Annotated in this window: 20 protein-coding genes; 13 read left to right on the top strand and 7 right to left on the bottom strand. The window is 60.3% G+C overall.

All coding sequences use genetic code 11. The features are described 5' to 3' along the window. Positions 1 to 85: 85 nt before the first annotated feature. The gene (locus tag ASTEX_RS00055; RefSeq protein WP_013477550.1) at positions 86 to 817 is read right to left on the bottom strand and encodes a MarC family protein; all 732 of its coding nucleotides are present in this window, start codon (positions 815 to 817) and stop codon (positions 86 to 88) included. A gap of 163 nt (positions 818 to 980) precedes the next feature. Here ASTEX_RS00055 and pyrF point away from each other — a divergent pair, with 163 nt between their 5' ends. Then, positions 981 to 1664, top strand: a complete 684-nt coding sequence (gene pyrF / locus ASTEX_RS00060) for an orotidine-5'-phosphate decarboxylase (protein ID WP_041658653.1) — start codon at positions 981 to 983, stop codon at positions 1662 to 1664. Positions 1665 to 1685: 21 nt separating this feature from the next. Here the strand turns inward: pyrF and ASTEX_RS00065 are convergent, their stop codons facing one another. Continuing rightward, on the bottom strand, positions 1686 to 1925 hold the full coding sequence (locus ASTEX_RS00065; protein ID WP_013477552.1) for a DUF1674 domain-containing protein: 240 nt from the start codon (positions 1923 to 1925) through the stop codon (positions 1686 to 1688). A gap of 101 nt (positions 1926 to 2026) precedes the next feature. On the opposite strand from ASTEX_RS00065, the gene htpX reads away from it, so the two are divergent. From htpX to ASTEX_RS00100, 7 genes are all read left to right on the top strand, one after another. After that, positions 2027 to 2923 carry a zinc metalloprotease HtpX gene (htpX, locus tag ASTEX_RS00070; protein ID WP_041658362.1) on the top strand — a complete coding sequence of 299 codons (897 nt, stop codon included), beginning with the start codon at positions 2027 to 2029 and terminating at the stop codon, positions 2921 to 2923. A 118-nt stretch (positions 2924 to 3041) separates the two neighbouring features. Continuing rightward, positions 3042 to 4436 carry an RsmB/NOP family class I SAM-dependent RNA methyltransferase gene (locus ASTEX_RS00075; RefSeq protein ID WP_013477554.1) on the top strand — a complete coding sequence of 465 codons (1395 nt, stop codon included), beginning with the start codon at positions 3042 to 3044 and terminating at the stop codon, positions 4434 to 4436. Between the two features lie 9 nt (positions 4437 to 4445). Continuing rightward, positions 4446 to 5105: a ribulose-phosphate 3-epimerase gene (gene rpe, locus ASTEX_RS00080; RefSeq protein WP_013477555.1), complete on the top strand. Its 660-nt coding sequence runs from the start codon at positions 4446 to 4448 to the stop codon at positions 5103 to 5105. A 4-nt stretch (positions 5106 to 5109) separates the two neighbouring features. Further along, positions 5110 to 6843 carry a heparinase II/III family protein gene (locus tag ASTEX_RS00085; RefSeq protein ID WP_013477556.1) on the top strand — a complete coding sequence of 578 codons (1734 nt, stop codon included), beginning with the start codon at positions 5110 to 5112 and terminating at the stop codon, positions 6841 to 6843. Positions 6844 to 6991: 148 nt separating this feature from the next. Beyond that, positions 6992 to 8596 (top strand): bifunctional phosphoribosylaminoimidazolecarboxamide formyltransferase/IMP cyclohydrolase, encoded by a 1605-nt coding sequence (purH, locus tag ASTEX_RS00090; RefSeq protein ID WP_013477557.1) that lies wholly within the window; start codon positions 6992 to 6994, stop codon positions 8594 to 8596. A 92-nt stretch (positions 8597 to 8688) separates the two neighbouring features. Further along, on the top strand, positions 8689 to 9483 hold the full coding sequence (locus tag ASTEX_RS00095) for a dienelactone hydrolase family protein (protein ID WP_013477558.1): 795 nt from the start codon (positions 8689 to 8691) through the stop codon (positions 9481 to 9483). Continuing rightward, the gene (locus tag ASTEX_RS00100; protein ID WP_013477559.1) at positions 9483 to 10229 is read left to right on the top strand and encodes a dienelactone hydrolase family protein; all 747 of its coding nucleotides are present in this window, start codon (positions 9483 to 9485) and stop codon (positions 10227 to 10229) included. Before ASTEX_RS00095 ends, ASTEX_RS00100 begins: the two co-directional genes overlap by 1 nt. Here ASTEX_RS00100 and ASTEX_RS00105 read toward each other — a convergent pair. The 3 genes from ASTEX_RS00105 to murJ are packed head-to-tail and all read right to left on the bottom strand — an operon-like array spanning position 10226 to position 13392. Further along, positions 10226 to 10783 (bottom strand): copper chaperone PCu(A)C, encoded by a 558-nt coding sequence (locus ASTEX_RS00105; protein WP_013477560.1) that lies wholly within the window; start codon positions 10781 to 10783, stop codon positions 10226 to 10228. The two genes, ASTEX_RS00100 and ASTEX_RS00105, sit on opposite strands and share 4 nt — an antisense overlap. A gap of 14 nt (positions 10784 to 10797) precedes the next feature. Further along, complete coding sequence (gene trpS / locus ASTEX_RS00110) at positions 10798 to 11793, bottom strand: tryptophan--tRNA ligase (protein WP_013477561.1); 996 nt, start codon at positions 11791 to 11793, stop codon at positions 10798 to 10800. Between the two features lie 12 nt (positions 11794 to 11805). Continuing rightward, positions 11806 to 13392 carry a murein biosynthesis integral membrane protein MurJ gene (gene murJ, locus ASTEX_RS00115; RefSeq protein ID WP_013477562.1) on the bottom strand — a complete coding sequence of 529 codons (1587 nt, stop codon included), beginning with the start codon at positions 13390 to 13392 and terminating at the stop codon, positions 11806 to 11808. Positions 13393 to 13831: 439 nt separating this feature from the next. Between murJ and ASTEX_RS00120 the strand changes: the two genes are divergently transcribed. From ASTEX_RS00120 to ASTEX_RS21030, 4 genes are all read left to right on the top strand, one after another. Further along, positions 13832 to 14134 carry a type II toxin-antitoxin system TacA family antitoxin gene (locus ASTEX_RS00120; protein ID WP_013477563.1) on the top strand — a complete coding sequence of 101 codons (303 nt, stop codon included), beginning with the start codon at positions 13832 to 13834 and terminating at the stop codon, positions 14132 to 14134. A 20-nt stretch (positions 14135 to 14154) separates the two neighbouring features. Beyond that, positions 14155 to 14646 carry a GNAT family N-acetyltransferase gene (locus tag ASTEX_RS19720; RefSeq protein WP_245532545.1) on the top strand — a complete coding sequence of 164 codons (492 nt, stop codon included), beginning with the start codon at positions 14155 to 14157 and terminating at the stop codon, positions 14644 to 14646. A gap of 214 nt (positions 14647 to 14860) precedes the next feature. Further along, positions 14861 to 15103 carry a FitA-like ribbon-helix-helix domain-containing protein gene (locus ASTEX_RS00125; protein WP_013477566.1) on the top strand — a complete coding sequence of 81 codons (243 nt, stop codon included), beginning with the start codon at positions 14861 to 14863 and terminating at the stop codon, positions 15101 to 15103. Positions 15104 to 15118: 15 nt separating this feature from the next. Next, positions 15119 to 15532, top strand: coding sequence for a type II toxin-antitoxin system VapC family toxin (locus ASTEX_RS21030; RefSeq protein ID WP_013477567.1), 414 nt, complete (start codon positions 15119 to 15121; stop codon positions 15530 to 15532). Positions 15533 to 15839: 307 nt separating this feature from the next. Here the strand turns inward: ASTEX_RS21030 and ASTEX_RS00135 are convergent, their stop codons facing one another. After that, a complete protein-coding gene (locus ASTEX_RS00135) occupies positions 15840 to 17168 on the bottom strand; it encodes a type II toxin-antitoxin system HipA family toxin (RefSeq protein ID WP_245532507.1) in 1329 nt (442 codons plus the stop codon). Further along, complete coding sequence (locus ASTEX_RS00140) at positions 17125 to 17424, bottom strand: helix-turn-helix domain-containing protein (RefSeq protein WP_041658656.1); 300 nt, start codon at positions 17422 to 17424, stop codon at positions 17125 to 17127. The genes ASTEX_RS00135 and ASTEX_RS00140 overlap by 44 nt, the downstream gene beginning before the upstream one ends. 279 nt (positions 17425 to 17703) lie before the next feature. Between ASTEX_RS00140 and ASTEX_RS00145 the strand changes: the two genes are divergently transcribed. Beyond that, on the top strand, positions 17704 to 17919 hold the full coding sequence (locus ASTEX_RS00145; protein ID WP_013477570.1) for a type II toxin-antitoxin system ParD family antitoxin: 216 nt from the start codon (positions 17704 to 17706) through the stop codon (positions 17917 to 17919). Positions 17920 to 17932 lie beyond the last annotated feature (13 nt).

Genomic DNA, 17932 nt, shown 5'->3' on the forward strand with positions numbered 1-17932 from the left:
CCGGCTCCGGGCTCCGCCACCTTGGTCCTCGCCTCAATGGTGGCTTGAGCGGAAGGGTTCCATTAGAAATCAGTCTGCTCTTGAACTAGGACCCGCTGTAGGGGTGAGCTGCCGCCGGAACGATGATATCGTGCGTGACGGTCGAAATGGCCGAAATGATGATCTGCACGGACAGGGCACAGAGAATGAGCCCGAGCACGCGGATGACCACCACCATGCCGACGCGGCCCAGCATCTTGGAAATATGGCCCGTAAACAGGAAGGTCAGAAGGACTGCCAGCGAGGTGGTAACGATGGCTCCAAGGCCTACTGCCATACCCGTAATGCCGTATTTCTGAGCCTCACCCGCCTGAATGATGACGGTCGAAATCGCACCCGGCCCGATCAAAAGCGGGATGGCAAAAGGCACGACGAACTTTTCAAAAGTCTTCTTGGCGCGATCGCGGCCACGGATGGGCGCGCCGTGGGCATCGACGGTATCTTCGGTCAGGGATTCGGTCTCTTCAAACATGGCCAGAAAATCGCCACGCGTCATATCGAGCCCCAGTAGGAACAAGAGGATGCCGCCAGCAATACGGAAGGCGTCCATCGAAATGCCAAAGAACTGGAGTAGGGCCAGACCGGTGAAGAAGAAGAAGCTGAGGAACAGGGCGGCGAAGGCGGAAATATAGACCACCAGCCAGCGCCGCGCCGATTCCGACTGGGTGCGCGTGGCCGCCGCAAAGATCGGCACATTACCAATGGGATCGAGCAGGGCGAACAGTGTGATGAAGAAGTTCACATAAAGCTCAACCAGACCCAATGAGCCACCCGACATCACTTGCCCTCCTGCAACCGATTCATTTTGTAACAGACCCGCCTATCCGGTTACAGGAAAAACTTTCGCCGGAACTGAGGCCAAAGGGTGCGCTTTTTCCCCATTGTGCCCCGCAAAATCCAGTGTATGTGAAACCGACTGTTACCGGAGCGCCGTTATGACCCTGCCCGCCGACCCCCGCATTATCGTCGCCCTCGATGAGCCTGATCTCGCCTCTGCCCGCCATCTGGTTGAGGTGCTGGGTGATCACGTCAGCTATTACAAGATAGGCCTGACGCTTTTAGGACAGGGCGGTCTGTCTTTGACCGAGGAACTGGGCGCGCGTGGCAAAAAAGTGTTTCAGGACTGGAAGCTGCACGACATCGGCGCGCAGGTCGAAGGGGCCGCTGAGGCCATTTCACGCGGGGCTTGCGATATGCTGACCGTCCATGCAGAGCCGCAGGTGATGAAGGCCGCTGTGCGCGGCCGTCAGGGCCACACAAAACTTTTGGGCGTCACGGTTATGACGACGTTGAAGCAGGATGATCTCGATGAGATGGGCTATGGCATGGCGCTGGAAGATCTGGTCAAACGCCGGGTCGATCAGGCGGTTGAAGCCGGCATGGACGGCGTCGTCGCCAGCCCGCACGAAGCGGCCATGATCCGTGCCCGCGTTCCGGCAGACTTCCTGATTGTCACCCCCGGCGTTCGCCCCGCCTGGGCCGATGCCAATGACCAAAAGCGCATCGCCACGCCGGCCGATGCGATACATAATGGCGCCACGCATATGGTCATCGGTCGCCCGATCACCCGCGCCCCCGACCCCGTGGTCGCGGTGCAGGCAATATTGGCGGAGTTGCAGGGGTAAGCCCGTTATCAGGGGCGGACATTAAAAATCGCTGACGATGCCCTTACGTTCCCAGTCGCCAAAGCGTGTGGGTTCCAGCCCCGCCGGCCCGCCCTCTTCAAACGGACGCTCATCTGCGTTTTTTTCGGCCTCTGCGCGACGTTGAGCGGCTTCGGCCAGAGCGCGTTGCGCCGCCGGAGTCAAAACACGCTCAGGCATCTCCACTTTTTCAGCATCATCAATCGATTGCGAAGTCGTTTCGTCGTTTTTTTCAGATGACATTTTTGTAAGTGCCTTAAATTTGTCTGCGCTATCCTTATATGTATTTCCCAAGGGACGCTATCGCAACCCTAATACTTAACATTCAGGAGAGCTTCTTAACCATGAACCCGTTCAAGACCTTCATGCTTCTGGCGGGTATGACCGCACTGTTTGGCGCGATCGGTCTGGCGATTGGCGGGCCTACGGGCATGCTGATCGCGCTGGGCCTGGCCTTGGCCATGAACGCGTTTGCCTACTGGAACTCAGACAAGATGGTGTTGAAGGCCTACCGGGCCGAACCCGTCGATCCTGCCGCCGCTAGCGGCCTGATCCGCACCTATTACGACGATATCGCCGAAATGAGTCACCGCGCCGGCCTGCCAATGCCGGCCGTCTACATCATACATAATGATCAGCCCAATGCCTTTGCCACAGGGCGCAATCCGCAAAACGCTGCCGTGGCCGCCACGACCGGCCTTCTGCGCATGCTGGACCGTAGCGAAATCCGTGGCGTGATGGCGCACGAACTGGCGCACGTGAAAAACCGCGACACCCTGATCATGACGGTGACAGCAACCCTGGCCGGTGCCATTTCGTCGATCGCCAATTTCGCCATGTTCTTTGGCGGGAATAGCGAGGATGAAGATGGGATCAACCCGATTGCCGCCATCTTAATGGCCATTGTCGCACCTTTAGCCGCCATGCTGGTCCAAATGGCTATTTCGCGGGTCCGTGAGTACGAGGCCGACCGCGTGGGGGCCGAACTGTGCGGCGATCCGGAAAGCCTTGCGCGCGCCCTGCGCAAGATCGAACAATACGCCCACGGCATCCCCAACCACGAAGCCGAGCGCAATCCGGCATCGGCGCACATGTTCATCATCAACCCTTTGTCGGGCAAGCGGATGGATAACCTCTTCTCGACCCACCCGGCGACTGACAACCGTGTACGCGCCCTGATGGAGCTGGGCGTGCGCATGGGCAATCGGCGCGGCGGCATGACCAGCGTGCCGACGACATAAGCGGGTTGGGGCGCGGGACGATTGCTGATATAGCGGCGCCTCATCTGGTCTTTCAGGCCACTGTCTCCCCCTCAAAAAGGAAGACAGTCGTAACGCACAGCATCTTTTGAGAGTTTGCATGTCCCAAAATTCCGGTCGCCCCTCTGGTAAGCCTCCCCGCGCACCCGCGGCAAAGCCCCGTCCTTCCGCCCGCCAAAGCCGCCCGAAGACAGACGCTTCTGACGGCATGGAGAGCGATATCGGCATCGCGGCGCGCGTAGCCGCCATAACCCTCGTCGAAGCGGCGCTTGAAAAGCGCAGCGGTTTTGATGAAGCCGCGGCCAGCGCCGATTTCCTCAAGCTGTCAGAAACCGAACGGGCCTTCGCCGGTGCGCTCGCCCTGCTTGTTCTGCGTCGTTTGGGACAGCTTGATCACGTCATTCACAAAAAGACACAGAAGATGCCCCCCGAAGCGGTGCGTCAGCTTCTGCGTATTGGCATGGCGCAAATCTTTTTTATGCAGGTGCCCGACTTCGCCGCCGTTTCGACCACGGTGAAGATCGCCGAGCGTGAAAACAAGACCCGCCCGTTCAAGGGGCTGATCAATGCCATCCTGCGCGGCCTGATCCGCGACGGCAAGCTATCCGACGTCAATCCAAAGCGCCTTGTGCCCGACTGGTTGTGGCAAAGATGGGTTCAGACTTACGGCGAAGAGAATGCGGCGGGCATGGCCAGCGTCCTGACCGAAGAACCGGCAACCGACTTAAGCTTCCGAAATCCAACTGACCGCGACGGACTGGCCGAGGCCCTTCAGGGCGAAGCCGTCGGTCCGGTGAATCTGCGCTCAAGCCTGCGCGGTGATTTGCGTCAATGGGCAGATTATGACGCCGGTAAGTGGTGGGTGCAGGACATTGCCGCGGCCACCCCGGTCAATCTGCTGGGTGATCTTAACGGCAAGACCGCCCTTGATGTCTGTGCCGCGCCGGGCGGCAAGACGCTGCAACTGATTGCCAAAGGGGCGCAGACCGTTGCAATCGACCGCTCCAAAAACCGCCTCAAGCGCGTTGAGGACAACCTGAAACGCATAGGCATGAGCGCCGAAATCCACAATGCCGACGCCTCGACCTTTGATGATCCGCGCGCCTTCGACGTGGTACTGGTCGATGCGCCCTGTTCGGCCACCGGCACCTATCGGCGTCAGCCGGACGTGCTGTGGGCCACTCGCCCCGCCGATGTCGCCAAGCTGGCCGATGTTCAGCACCGCCTGCTCGATGCGCTGGCGCCGCGCGTCAAGCCCGGCGGCGACTTCCTCTACTGCACCTGCTCGCTGGAACGCGAGGAAGGCGAAACCCAGATTCTGGCCTTCCTGCGCCGGAACAAGGACTTCACTCTGGTCAAGCACACAGCCGATCAGCACCCGGACATACCCGCCGCCTCATTTGCGCCCGAAGGCTGGTTGAGATTGCTGCCGCATCAGCGTAAGGGAGGGCAGGACGGGTTCTTCGTCGCGCACCTGAAACGCAACCCCGCTTAAGAGTTCTGCATGACCACGCCGCTGATTTGCCCCTCGATTCTGGCCTCCGATTTTTCCAAACTTGGGGAGGAGGTGCGCGCCATCGACGCTGCCGGGGCCGACTGGATACATATTGATGTGATGGACGGGCATTTCGTGCCCAACCTGACCATCGGGCCGGATGTGGTGAAAAGCCTGCGCCCGCACACACAAAAGACCTTCGACGTGCATCTGATGGTGACGCCGGTCGATCCCTACCTTGAGGCCTTCCGCGCCGCCGGGGCTGACTATATGAGCGTCCATCCGGAATCGGGCCCGCACCTGCACCGCACACTGAAGCAGATCCGCCATCTGGGGGCCAAGGCCGGGGTGGTTCTCAACCCGGCCACGCCGCTCGACGGTCTGGAATGGATTATGGACGATCTCGACCTGATCTTGTTGATGAGCGTCAATCCGGGCTTTGGCGGCCAGAGCTTTATAGAAAGCCAGCTGCGCAAAATCGAAGCCGTACGCAAAAAGCTGGATGCACTGGGCCATCCCGCTGTGCTTCAGGTCGATGGAGGCGTGAACCTGCAAAACGCCGCCGCCTGCGTGGCTGCCGGGGCGACGGCTCTGGTCGCCGGCACCGCGGTCTTCAAGGGCGGGCCGGACGCCTACGCGGCCAATATCAAGTCGCTCAAGGGTCTCTGACCCGATGCAGGTCTATGAGCAACCCATTGCCATAGCCGGTCATGCCGCGGTGCGCACCCCGTGGGCCAAGGTCGTGCGGGCGTGGGCGCGACGTCAGGCCGCCGCCGAAATCTTCGGGATGCCGGGCTATCGCCTGACCTTACGCGGCCCCGCCATCGACGGCTTTATCGCCGCCCCCCACGAAATCCGCCCGCCCAATCCGCATCTGGGCAAGGCCATGATGTCTGGTCGCTATAGCCTCGGGGGCGCGCGTATGAGCGTGCAGGGCACAGGCGACCCGTGGAACCGTCCCTCGCCCACCCGTGCCTTTGCCATCGAACTGCACCGCTTCTGCTGGCTGCGCCATCTGTTCACCCAGGGCGAGGATGGTGTGAAGGAGGGCTTGCGCCTGTTCCTTCTGTGGGAAAAGACCTTCCGCAAGTGGACGCCGTTTGCTTGGGATCAGGGGGTGCTGGCGCGCCGCCTGATCAACTTAAGCATCGTTGCGCGTCGCCTGTCGGCCTATACCTCCGAAGCCGAAGCCCACTGTCTGGCGCAATCCATGGCCGAACAGGCGCGCCATCTGTGGCGGCTGCCGAACAATCCCGCCTGGTACGCACAAAAGGCGACTGCGCTGGTACTGGTCGGCTGCGTCCTGTCAGGACCTGCGGGCGACAAGCTGCGAGGCAAGGGGTTGCATATCCTGCCCAAGGCGCTGAAACGCACCATACTGCACGATGGCTCTCACGCCTCGCGCAGTGTGCAGGCCGGGCTGGAACTGCTCTACGACCTGCTGCTGATTGAAGACGCGCTGAACCAGCGCGGTCTGGCCATTCCGGAATATCTCGAAACCGCCATCGAACGCCTCAGCCGATTTGTGCGCACCCTGTCGCATCCGGACGGTTCTCTGTGCGCCTTTCAGGGATCGGAGGCCCTTCTGGCCGAACAGGTCGCCCCCGCCCTGCTGCACGAAGAAAAGCGCCCTCTGGCCCCGGCTTCGCTGCCCGTATCTTTAGAGCACGGCCGCTATCAGCGGCTGGTCGGGCGCTCTCTGACCGTCTTTGTCGATACAGGCGAACCGCGCTTTGGGGCGCTGGGTTACGCGGCTTGCGACCACCCGATGAATTTCGAAGTGTCGGGTGGACGCGACAAACTGTTTGTCACGCCGGGCTGGGCACCGGGACATTCCGACCACCACGAATTCCGCATTATCAATGCCGCCAACACCCTGACACTGGGCGATCTGCCCATCCTCAGCCCGATCACAGGCCGCTTTGGGGAACTGCTGCATTTCGCCCTTGAGGGGCTGCGATATCGCATCCGCAGCCGGCGCATCGAATCCGAAGACGCCGGCTCGCTGATTGAGATGGAACATGAAGGCTGGCGCCCCGTCTTCGGCATCAAGCATGAGCGCCGTCTCTATGTCGATCCGCGGCGCGACGAACTGCGCGGTGAGGAAAAGCTGATACCGGTAGAGCCAAAGAAGGAGCTGCCGGAACAGACCCCCTACGCCCTGCGCTTCGTTCTGCATCCCGAGGTTCAGGCCTCTCTGGCGCGCGACAAGCGCTCGATCCTGCTGCGCGGACCGGGTGGACGTGGCTGGTGGCTCAGGCACGACGCGCGCGAGGTCAGCATCGAAGACTCGAGCGTCTTTGAACGTGGCCAGCCGCGCAAGTCGACGACGCTTGTGCTGCGCGGCACGCTCCGGCTGGCCACGCCGCTACGCATTCGCTGGAAGCTGTCACCCGCAGAGGCCTAAGGTCTCGACTGACACAGAAACGGCTTAAACGTTTCATCTCGACACCTCACATTTTCCGTTACAAATGAAGGGGGATTGTGGGTTTTCTTTTGTGGCCCCCTTGTGTAAACCGCGCGCATCTTTCCCCTTCTTCTGTACGGATGCGCCCATGCCCGCCGCCCCTGATTTTCCGCCTGCCCCTGATCTGGTTACACCCAAACGCGCGCTTATCTCCTTGTCTGACAAGACCGGTCTGATCGAAGTGGCGCAGGCTCTGGTGGCAGCGGGTGTCGAAATCATCTCGACCGGCGGGACGCGCGCCGCCATCGATAAGGCCGGAATTACCGTCAAAGACGTGTCAGACCTTACCCAATTTCCGGAAATGATGGATGGCCGCGTCAAGACCCTGCACCCTAAGGTGCATGGCGGGCTTCTGGCCTATCGCGACGCGCCGGATCACGCCAAGGCGCTGAGCGATCATGATATCGCCCCTATCGACATCGTGTGGATCGACCTCTATCCCTTTGAAAACACAGTGGCTTCGGGCGGCGGTTTCGAAGCGGCCATTGAAAACATCGACATTGGCGGGCCGGCCATGATCCGGTCATCGGCTAAAAACCACCCCTATGTCGCCGTCTGCGTCGATAAGGCCGGGATAGACGAGGTGATCGCTGCTCTGCAGGACGCGGGTCAGACCTCTCTGTCTCTGCGTAAATCACTTGCCGCGCGAGCCTTTGCCCGCACCGCCGCATACGACAGCGCCGTCTCGACCTGGTTTGCCGCACAGTTGGGCGACAGCTATCCCCTGCGCAAGACCATTGCCGCAACGCGTCTGCAAACCATGCGTTATGGCGAAAACCCGCATCAGTCGGCCGCCTTCTACAAGACCGGCGAGGACCGTCCGGGCGTGGCCACCGCCAAACAGCTTCAGGGTAAAGAACTCAGCTACAATAACGTCGCCGACACCGATGCAGCGATCGAACTGGTGGCTGAGTTTGAGCAACCCGCCTGCGTCATCGTCAAGCACGCCAATCCCTGCGGCGTGGCCGTCGGGCCGGACCTGCTTACCGCCTATAAGCGCGCGCTGGAATGCGATGATGTCTCGGCCTTTGGCGGTATTGTGGCGCTCAACCGCAAGCTGGACGCCGCCACGGCGGAAAAGATCGTCGAGATCTTCACCGAGGTCATCGTCGCCCCCGAAGCCGACGACGAGGCCCTGGAGATTGTGAAGGCCAAGAAGAATCTGCGCCTGCTGGTTACCGGTTCCCTGCCCGATCCTCTGTCGGGTGGTCAGGTGTTCCGCAGCGTGGCGGGCGGGCTTCTGGTGCAGTCGCGCGACACAGCGCGCATCACCGCCGCCGACCTTAAGATCGTCACGAAGCGTCAGCCGACCCCGACCGAGATCCAGGACATGTTGTTTGCCTTCACTGTCGCCAAGCACGTCAAGTCGAACGCCATCGTCTATGCCAAGGACGGCCGCACGGCGGGCATCGGGGCCGGCCAGATGAACCGCCGCGACTCCGCGCGCATCGCGGCCCTACGCGCGCAGGAAGCGGCCGAGAAAATAGGTCTGAGCGAGTCTCTGGCTAAGGGCTCAGCCTGTGCGTCGGAAGCCTTCTTCCCCTTCCCGGACGGCCTGCTTGAAGCGGCTGCCGCCGGGGCAACAGCGGTGATCCAGCCGGGCGGTTCGATCAAGGATGCCGACGTCATTGCCGCCGCCGACGAGGCGGGCCTGACCATGGCGTTTACCGGTGTCCGCGTCTTCCGGCACTAGGAGGCGCTTCCTCCCCTCTCCGCAGGGGAGGATGTACAAAGTCATAACGCGTGGTATCTATCCCTCGGGGACGCATTTCCGAGGGATATTTCATGCCTGAGACCCTGGCTGAGCGATGGGCACGCCTGTCGCCGTGTACCGAGGCGTTTGGACCAGCCGATGCCTTACCACGCCCGGCCCTGATCCTGTTCCACGGCTGCGGCGGCGTGCGCCCGCACATCTATCACTATGCCGAAGCCGCTGCCGCCATCGGTGTGCGGGCCTATGTCGTCGATTCCCTCAAGGCGCGCGGCTGGGGGCGGTCGCACGGCGTGTCACTGGTATGTACAGGTCTGGCCCTGCAAGGCTATGAGCGTTCCGGCGACGTATTGGCCGCAATCAAGGGCATTTCGGCCCTGCCTGAAGTTATTTCGGATCACATCGTACTGTCGGGCTGGAGCCATGGTGGCTGGTCGATCATGGACCTGATGACGCAACCGCTCACAAGGCCCGGTGAAGCCAGGCTGGCCGATCCCGACCCCGCCCTGATCGAGCATGTGCGCGGCCTTTTCCTCGTCTATCCCTATATCAGCTTCCCGGCGCGCAGCCTGCGTCATCCGTGGCTCTACCGTCCCCGCACTCGCGTTGCGCTGGCGCGCAAGGACCATCTGACCCCCTATGCCCGCGCTGTTTCGGTGCTGGATCGGCTAAAGGCTGATGGCCTGCCGGTTGATGTTCTCAGCTTTGACGCCACCCACGCCTATGATGAGGAAAGCTTCGGCGGTCTAAACCCTATGCATCACGATCAAACGGCGGTGGACGGCACCACCGAAGGCCTGCTTGCCTTCCTGCGCGAGGTGTTTGAGATGGAGGTCCCCGCTCCGGCTCAGGCCGCTGCGGTTGGCTGATGGACAGCCTGCAACAGCGGTTTGAGCGCTTATGGCCGCACGTTACGGTGCACGGCGCGCCCGATTCTGTGCCGCGCCTGACCGTCGTGCTGTTTCATGGCTGCGGCGGCGTTGGGAGAAATATCACCCTGTTTGCCGACTACGCCGTCTCACTGGGCCTGAGAGCCGTGATCGTTGATTCCTACGCTCCGCGCGGCATGAAGCGGCGCCTGGCGGCCTTTCTGGCCTGCAATGGGCTGTGGCTGAGAGGCTATACACGCTCCGGCGACGTGCTGGCCATGCTATGGGGCCTGTCGCAACGGCCTGAGGTGAACGGCATTCTGCTCTGCGGCTGGAGTCACGGCGCATGGGCGATCATGGACCTGATGACCCAGTCCCTAAACCGCGCCGGTGAAGCGCGGCTCAGCGACCCCAGTGGGGAACCTCTGACACAGGTGCGCGGCTTGTTTCTGATGTACCCCTATGTCAACTTTCTGGCGCGCTCAAAGAGCCAGGCGTGGCGGCGGCAAATCCCGACCCTGATGGTCATTGCCCTCAAGGATCATCTGGCGCGCTTCAGTCTATCTTTGAAGGCCGTGCGTCGCCTGCGGTCTCAAGGCGTGCCGCTGGAGACAGTCGTCGTCGATTCCACCCACGCTTTTGATGAGTTGGGGGCCGACCGCTTCGGTTTCATGAAATACGACCCGCAATCGGTGTCCACCGTGCGGGCCGCTTTTGCCGAGTTTGTCTCTAAATTTAAATCTTAGTGCCCGCTGTGTTCCGTCGCCCCCGATAGAGGCGCGTTCGACACAGGGGCCTCGATCTTCACCGCCCCGGCCTTGGCGAAGTTGAGCGTCAGGCTGAGCGTTTCGCCATCGGCGGGACGGGTTTTAAGCCCCATCAGCATGATGTGATTGCCGCCAGGTTTCAACTCCAGCGTCTGACCCGCCTTGACCTCAAAGCCTTCCGGCACGGGCGACATCATCATCTTGTCGCCGTCCATCTTCATGGTGTGCAACTCGACCTTTTCGGCGCAGTCACAGGCCACCGAGACCAGACGGTCGTCGTCCTTGCCGATATTCTTAACGGTGACATAGCCGCCCGTATTGGGGTTTTGCCCGAGCGCCGCGCGCACCGCATAGTGCGACAGCTCAAGCCCACTTTCGGTCTTAACACCATCGACATCGGACTTGGTCTTTACCGTGGTGACGCCGTGGGATTCCGTTTCGGTCTTGACCTCCGCGGTCGAATGACCACCGTCACAGCCCGCCAGAGCGCCCAGAGACAGCGCCGCTAAAGACAGAATGAAAAACTTACGCATGATATCCTCCCGGTTTAGCCCCACAATCCCACGATCTTCTTGACGTCCCGGACGACCGGTTCCGCCGCCGCCTCGGCCGCTTCGGCCCCCAGTTTGAGCACGCGGTCGACCTCTGCCGGATCATTCAATAACCCACGAAGGCGCTCGGAGATAGGCGACATCTTGTCCACCACCACCTCCGCCAGCGCCGGCTTGAACGCGCCAAAGCCCTTGCCACCGAAGTCGTTGAGCACGTCCTGCACCGATACCCCAGCCAGAGCGGCATAGATACCGACCAGGTTCTTAGCTTCAGGGCGTTCCGCCAGACCGGCCTCCTCGGTTGGTAACACCTCGGCGTCAGACTTGGCCTTCTTGATCTTCGAAGCGATTGTGTCGGCGTCGTCAGTCAGATTGATGCGCGAATTGTCCGAGGGGTCGGACTTAGACATCTTGGCCAGTCCGTCACGCAAAGACATGATGCGCGCACCTGGGCCCTGATACAGCGTGTCCGGTAGCGGGAAGTACTCCACCTTATAGTCGTGGTTGAACTTCTTGGCCACATCGCGGGTCAGCTCAAGGTGCTGACGCTGATCCTCGCCCACCGGTACATGGGTCGCTTTATAGAGCAGAATGTCAGCGGCCTGAAGCACCGGATAGGTGTAAAGGCCGATCGAGGCGCGTTCCTTATCCTTGCCTGCCTTGTCCTTAAACTGCGTCATGCGGTCGAGCCAGCCCAGACGCGCGACGCAGTTGAAAATCCAAGCGAGCTCCGTATGCGCGCGCACCGCCGATTGCGGAAAGATAGCCGACTTTACCGGGTCCACACCCGCCGCCAGATAACAGGCGGCGATTTCGCGCGTCTGCGACAGCAGCTTTTCGGGGTCCTGCCAGACGGTGATCGCGTGCAGATCGGCAATCATGTAGAAGCGCGTGGCCTCAAGGGACTGCATATCGGCAAACTTTTTAAGCGCGCCGAGATAGTTGCCGAGATGAAGCGAACCGGATGCCTGAATACCGGACAAAATACGCATGTGTGGACCTTCTTACCCCTTACGCAGGGCTTTCTTGATGTCGGACGGGCGGACGGCCCGTGTTGCGAACAGAAGGGCGATATAAACGAAAAGTCCGACGAGACAAACGCCCACAATGGCGATTTCCTTGGTCAGATGATGCGTCAGGGGGTGCAGAACCCCTTCAATCAGGCCGCGGTAATGCGAGGCGAGCGCACAGAAGCCCCCCATCAGTACCCCCGCCATAATGACCTTAAGGAGGCCTGCCGCCGCCTTTGGGCCCAGCGACCACGTCTTGCGGCGGTTCAGCGTCCACCACATCAGGCCGACATTGACCCAAGACGCCGCCGAGGTACCGATGGCAAGACCCGCTACGCCGATCAGCGGGAACAGGGTCAGGCCACAGGCCAGATTGACCACAACCGACACCATGGCGAACTTCATCGGCCCATAGGTGTCTTTGCGCGCAAAAAAGGCCGGGGTGAGCACGCGCGCCAGCACGAAAGCCGGCACACCCCAGCCATAATGGAGCAAAGCACGAGCGGTTTCCTGCGCGTCGTGCAGAAGGAACTCACCGCGCGTATAGAGGCCATCGATCAGGAAGAAGGGCATGGCGATCAGCGCGGCCGCCGCGGGCAGGGTCAGGGCCATGGCAAACAAAACGGCATCATCCATCACGGTTTGCGAGCGCTCCGTATCGCCGGATTGCACCGCCCGTGACAGAGTAGGCAAAAGCGCGACACCGATGGCCACCCCAACCAGCCCCAGCGGCAACTGATAGAGCCGGTCGGCGACGCTCAGCCAGGTGCGCGCCCCGTTAACGCCCGAGGCCAGGAGCGAGGAGACGAAGACGTTAATCTGCGTGGCTGCAGCAGCCAGAGCACCGGGCACTGCCAGCAAAAGCAGACCGCGCATTTGCGGCGTCAGCTTCGGCCATACAAACCCGATGCGCGCACCCGTCTTGTGGCAGCCCCAGACAAGCAGCGCCGCCTGCGCCACACCGGCGGCCAAAACCCCGATGGCCGCCAGATAAGAGGCCTGCACCGGGTTTTTGCCAAACCAAACGAAGACCAGCATGAACAGATTGAGCAGGGTCGGCACAAAGGCCGATAGGGCAAAGCGCCCGCGTGCATTAAGGACCCCGGATAAAAGCGCTACCATGGTCATGCACGGCAGATAGGGCATGGTGATCTGTGTCAGGATGATAGTCAGGCGCATCTTCGCCGGATCGTCAGCATAACCATGCGAAAATACGGCCATCACCTGTGGCATGAAGATCATCGCAAGCGCGCTCAGCACAATCGCAATCATGGTCATTGTGGCCATGGCGTCACGCGCCAGCCGGTCAGCGGCTTCGGGGCCTTCCTTTTCCAGCGCCGCCGAATAGGCCGGAACAAAGGCGGCGGTAAAGGCGCCTTCGGCAAAAATGCGACGAAACAGGTTGGGGAAGGTCAGCGCCGTGGCATAGGCATCAGCGGCGATATTGCCGGAGGCCCCCATGACGGCGGTAATGACCAGGTCGCGGGCAAAGCCCATAACGCGACTGACCAGGGTCATACCGCCGAAGACAAGCGAGGAACGCACAACGCTGGTGGGTTTCGACCCGGTTTCCTGAGACACGCGGCATAGCCTTAAAGGAGAGCAATCGGTTTCGCTCTTACCCTAGCCGCAGGAATTAGCAAGCGTGGAGGGGTTAACAGGAGAAGAGGACCGGTTTTGACCCTGGAGGACGGCTTACAGACGGCTTGCCATCCCGTCGCTGGCGTCCAGTACTGTGCCCTGATCGCACCCGAGCGCAGTGCCTAATATGCCGGTCAAGGTGGAGTGTCCTCGCGTGCAAAAGTGTTGTGCTAAATTTAAATGGAGAAACTGCGCTTTGTTCATTCTGTGCGACGTTGCCCCCCAAACTAGTCCGGCGATTAGAAGTTAAAAGCCAAGCCCAGATGTCCGGTTTCGAGCGTTCCTTGCCATCAGCGCCCCAATGTCGCCTTTGGGCGCCTTGAGGCCCGTATTGTAAATTGCAGTACAACTTGATAAACTGCCTGAAAAGGAGCGAGCCATGACACGTGTGAATGAACGCAAAGACCAGCCGGTTTCAATGCGATTGCCGGAGGCAGACATTGCCATGATCGACCGCGCTGCGCTGCTGCGGGGTCGATCGCGAACGGATTTCGTTCGCGATGCAGCCGTTCGTGCCGCGGAAGAGACGTTGATGGACGTCATGCCTATTCGGATGAGTGCTGCTGGCTTTGAGGCCTTCACGGACGCTCTCTCCAGCCCTGCTGTGCCCGTCCAAGAGATGGTTGAGGTGTTTCGCCGCCCCGCACCTTGGGAAGCTGCCGCCAGTAAGGGCGAGGACTGAAGTTGGCATTGTCTAGCCCGGTGCTCTTAAACGCGTCGCACGATGTCTCACGATTTTCGTGCGGAAAGCCTGCTCTCGATAGATGGCTTAAAACCCGAGCGCTTTCAAATCAGGCCAAGGGCTTCACGGCTGTATTAATTGTTCACGACGCCGGCCGGGTTGTCGGGTTTTATGGTCTGGCGCCAACAGCCATCGTTCCGTCACGTCTACCCCGTGCTATCCGTACGGGTCAGCCCCCGGATCCCGTTCCGTGTTTGTTGCTTGGCCAGCTTGCGACAGATGAGAGCTGGTCGGGTCAAGGCATTGGTACGGGGCTTCTAAAACATGCCTTGGAGAGGTGTGTAGCTGCCGCAAACCTTATAGGGGGACGCGCGCTTATCGTGAACGCAATTGACAATGAGGCGGCCAGCTTCTGGGCTCGCCGTGGCTTTGTGCCCTCTTATGACGATCCGCTGACGTTATTCCGATCTATCGCTGACATCGCTACATCACTTCGAGCGGCTGGATCTTGAGATTTGGATTGTCGTTCGCGACGGAATGGGAGGTTAGGCAATTGAACTTTTCGCGACGTCGCCGATGGGAGATGATGGCCGAACCGTTGTGATATGACTGCATTGGGCCCATTGGAGCCTCAACAGGGGCAGTCCCGCTCACAACCGAGATCGTCGCTGATTTCATTGATTTCAATGAATGCGCTGTGGTATGGTCCTTGTAAGGAGATCCGAAATGGCGAGCATCACCGTCCGCAATATTGATGACACGCTGAAAGAACGCCTTCGCGTTCGCGCAGCAACGCACGGCCATTCTATGGAAGAGGAAGTCCGACAAATACTGAGCCAGGCGGTTGGTGGGCTCACGGGTGCTGGCTTACTTTCTCTGTCGAGGGATTTGTTCAGCGGCAATAGCGGCGTAGATCTCGATCTGCCTTCCCGACCGCAAGATCGGGCAGCGCCTGAATTTGGCGCTTAATACTGCCGTTGCAACGTGATCATTCTCGACACCAATGTTGTATCAGAGCTGATGAGACCGGAGCCGCATGAGCATGTCCGAGATTGGCTGCGACGATCGGGTGACGTAAGGCTTACGACAACGGCTATAACGGTTGCGGAAATAACTCATGGGTTGGAGCGGTTGCCGGATGGCAGGCGCAAGAGTGATTTGCAGGCTGCCTTCGTAAAGTTATTGGACGCCCTCGGCGCATTACCATTGGACGACGCGGCTGGATTCAAGGCTGGGAAGTTTCGAGCTTTGCGTGAAGCTGGAGGACACCCGTCTAGTCCATCGGATATGATGATTGCGGGGATCGCCGTTGCGTCGGGAGCCTCTCTTGCAACGCGCAACACTAAGGACTTCGAGGCGCTACCCTTAGCGCTGATAGATCCGTGGGCCGCCAATTGATCCTTTTGGCCGCGGGTGTTGGGATCCAAAGCTCTTGTTAATGTTCCGGCGTGTGAAAGTGACTTCATTCAATGTGCAACGTCGGCTATGGCCTCCGGTTGCTGAGCCATCGTCGGCGCCTGGTCGGTTTATGAGGCGGACTTTATCGCGACGCTGAGCGCAGAGGACCGGACCTGTGGTGCACGAGCGCGGTTCAAACCTATCTCGATCTTTGGATTTCGGGCGAGCGCGGTCACGAGGCAGCTGACTCTTTACGTAAGGAGTGCCTGTCATGGTGACGCAGGGCCCACAAGTGGACTTGTCCATCTCATCCGTGCTGTGAAGCTTGATGCGGTGCCCCGCGACCATTCAGGACATGATCGAGTTCGGCCGTGCGGCGATCGGAGAGCCCAGCCTGCGCGGCGAACTCCGGCCATTGGGCGATGGCGGCGCGGACGGCCTCCACGGCCTCTTCGGCATTGAGGCGCTTAATGCTTGAGGCCTTGGCTTCATCGAAGAGGTGGCCCAGGCCGGGGCTTCGGCCTTCGCCGGCGATGGTGAGATTGTGCTCGCCGCCAGGACCACTGGAATAGGTGATGTCGTATGCGGGTGTCGGGTGCCAGCTGCCGTCAGGGTCCATTCTGAAGGCGTGATTTTTCGCATGGTCGTCGCGATTGTGGGCGAGAACATTGAAGGCCATTCGACGAAACATCTGATTGACGTCTCGCTCATCGCGCGTGAGGAGACGGGTGACCTTGAGCAGATCGCCATAGGTCACGGACGGTACACGGTGATCGGCATCGAGAAGGCCACTCAGCGTGAGAACGTGGTGGCGGCCGCTCAGATTTCGATCGAAACGTTCGGCCGCGAAATAACCCAGTCCGCGATGACCTCTTATAAGCCGCGTCTCCGGCATAATGACGCCGGCGGCCCGAGCCATCAGCGAATAGGCATATTCCTCAGGTCCGATTTCGTCCGGGTCGGCATCCGCTTTGAATTTGACGATGTGCGGGATGTAGGCCGGATCGGCACCCGCGCCATTGTCCGTCACAAGCAGGCCCGTTTCGGGATTAAAGCCGACGACGACCTTTGGTCGGACGCCGCCCGAGCCCCCCTGGTTTGCCTGCAGACGATCAATATCGGCCTCCGGTGCCTCCTGCTGTACCAGATCAGCCTGATCAGCCAGCCAGTCCAGATCTAAGGTGGTCTCCTCAAGCGCATCTAACTGGCCTTGCGGTTTGTAGATCAGGGCGCCCATGCCCCTGTCGCCGACATAGCAGAGGCGATCAAGGGGGCTCAGGGTCTGGTGATCATAGCCGAGGCGCTGCAGACGCCGGTCGAGGAGCTTGCGGCCCCACTCGTCGGGCAGGCTGTCGTTAAAGAGGCCGTGCAGCCCCTCGAAGGGCGCATGCCCGGCCGCGACGGCCCCGGGCGATGCTGCCAGCTTAAAGGGGGAGAGCGGGAGGCTGTTACTGAGGAAATCACCGGCAAATTCGAAATAGCTGCGCCGTTCGCTGCGCTTCCACGCCAGATGGCCGATCAGACGCGGTTTTCTATTGAAGTCGAGAGACACCTCCACCCATTCGATGTTCTTGACGTCCCTGGCCATGCCCTTAGCTTCGCCTCCCGCGCTGTCGCGTCGGCTTTTCCAGTACATCCGCGACACTTAAAATGGGAGACGGTGGGAAGAGCTGATCGAACTCCGATGCCGCATCCAGAGCAAAGCCGATGCGCAGAACGGTTTCAAACGAAGCTTTGCCTGACTTTTCAAACTGCTTGAGAGTGCCCAAGCTTACATTGGCACGGACTGCCAGGCCCTCCTGAGTCAGGTTCAGCGCCAGACGCCGAGCGCGCGCCCTATGCGCCACATCCCGCAGGACGTCAGAGGGCGACTTAAGGTTAAGGGATATCATGACATCTGCAATGTACGAAAAATCGGGATAAAAGTCAATATTATATCCACTGTATAAATCGCAAAGCGCAATGGGAGTGGCCCGTGTCGAACCGAGTATGGCCAGACGGAACATATGGCCATAGCGCGCACATTCAGTACGGTGCCTTTCTCACTCTATCCGCGGGAATGCTATTCTACGGCGCCGGTGACGACAATGGGCGTCCAGTTCACTTCGGCACGAATAGGCGAGGTATCTGATAGCGACGTCTGTTTATCTGGATGAAAGTTTGCGGCGCAGATGGTGCAAAACGGCCGCTATATCAATACCAGCGGATTGGTGCGCGGAGGGCTGCGGATTATCGAGGCCTGTGAACGTCGTCTCGCTGGACTGGATCGGGCGTTGCACTCCGGCCGGTCCGAAGAGGCGGCCGGGGCGTTAACTCCTTACGACACTCTGATGAATAAATTAAAACAGCGCTACACCCGCATGGCGGCTGAGCGAGGCGAAGATTGAAGATACACGACAC

It is taken from the genome of Asticcacaulis excentricus CB 48 (genome assembly GCF_000175215.2).
Taxonomy (GTDB): domain Bacteria; phylum Pseudomonadota; class Alphaproteobacteria; order Caulobacterales; family Caulobacteraceae; genus Asticcacaulis; species Asticcacaulis excentricus.